Source organism: Microvirga tunisiensis (assembly GCF_009296175.1).
Classification (GTDB): Bacteria; Pseudomonadota; Alphaproteobacteria; order Rhizobiales; family Beijerinckiaceae; genus Microvirga; species Microvirga tunisiensis.
This window is the reverse complement of the sequence record NZ_VOSK01000739.1, coordinates 1-1,482: the sequence shown is the minus strand read 5'-3', so window position 1 is coordinate 1,482 and position 1,482 is coordinate 1. Positions and strand designations below refer to the sequence as shown.

The 1,482-nt window shown below is 64.2% G+C and carries 1 protein-coding gene; it reads right to left on the bottom strand.

The window, feature by feature from the left end; all coding sequences use genetic code 11:
* The coding region (locus FS320_RS43290) for an IS5 family transposase (RefSeq protein ID WP_244627763.1) at window positions 1–1,370 on the bottom strand (1,370 nt) is incomplete at its 3' end.
* Window positions 1,371–1,482: the final 112 nt, after the last annotated feature.

Sequence of the window (1,482 nt, the reverse complement as noted above, 5' to 3'; positions counted from 1 at the left end):
GTCGGCCCTGAACAATGCCGTTTGATCAGGCGGCAATTGCATTCCAGGGCTCGTGGGCCGTATCCGATGGCGGATGAATCCATCAGAGCTGCCATGATCCAGGCAACAAAAAGCCTGAGCCAGTTCAGGATCAGCCGCAGGTTGTGCCCGGCGGCCACGAGCAGCGCGTTGATCGCATCGCCGGCGGCTCCGAGCAGGTGATTGCGTCCCAGCCGCCCGTCCGCCTTCATGTGTCCGATCATCGGCTCGATGGCTGAGCGGCGTCTCAGCTCCCGCCTGATCGTTGGCGTGAGCCCTCGCCGCTGTCGCATGATGAACACGCGCTCCTTGTGCGCATAGTCATGCCCGCGGTAGCCTTGGTCGACGTAGATGCGCGCGGGCTCCACGTCCGTCATGGCGATGACCTGGCCGATGGTAGCGTCCAACGTATGGCCGTCATACGGATTGCCCTCCAGCGATCGGGACGCGAGCACGAAGCCTTCGCGGTTGGTCACCGCCAGTGCGACCTTGCTGCCGAACTCGTACGGGCGATGCGCTTTGCCTTTGGCGATGCACACCACCTCGGGCGCATGCAGGCTGTAGAGCTTGTTCTTGCTCGTGCGCTCCTGGGTCAGAAGGCGTTCCGTCAGCCCCAGCAGACGGGCAAAGCGAAGGGCGAGGCCCTCGTCCCCGGCGACTTTCCTTGCGACATCGCGGTAGACGCGCCCGAGATAGGTCTTCAGCCGCTTCAACTCGCGCCGCATGCGCCGCATCTGGCGGGCATGGGCATAGCGACCGACCTGCACGGCGGCGCGCTTGGCCAGGCGGGTGTGGGCCTGACGCAGCTCGAGGCCGTGCCGCTTGGCCTGCCGCACCAGAGCCTGCAACGCCTTGAGATAGAGCTTCGCGTCGGTGGGATGAGTGATCGCCTTGGGCTGCACCGTGGTGTCGACGCTGATCCGCTCCAGACTGGAGGGCTGCACCGTGCCGCTCTCCAGCCCAGCCTGGATGGTGGCCGCCAGCAGCCTCTTCAGTCCGTCGGGTCCGAGCCGCTTGCGCCAGCGCGTCAGCGAGCTCGGATCGCACGGCAGCTCATGCTGGAAGTATTCGCAGCCACAGAACCACTGCCAATAGGGATTCTCGATGAAGCGCTGCACCACCGCCTCATCGGACAGGTTGAAGGTATGCTGGAGATACGACAGTCCGACCATCAGGCGCGTCGGTTTCGCGGGCCGCCCCAGGGGCCGATAGAAGCGGCCGAACTCCTGATCGAAGCGGTCCCAGTCGATCAAACCCGCCAGGCGAAACAACGCGTGGCGGGGATCGAGGATCTGATCGAGACGGCTGCGGTAGAGATCGCCGGAACTCGGCAGCGTCGGCTTGGGTCCCATGGCAAAACACCAGGTTTGAGCGGGTCCTTCCCCAGATGCTGGCATTTTACAATGCTTCGGGGCGACGAAGAATCCTTCTGTCCCAACGAGTTGTGGGTTATTCAGGGCCGAC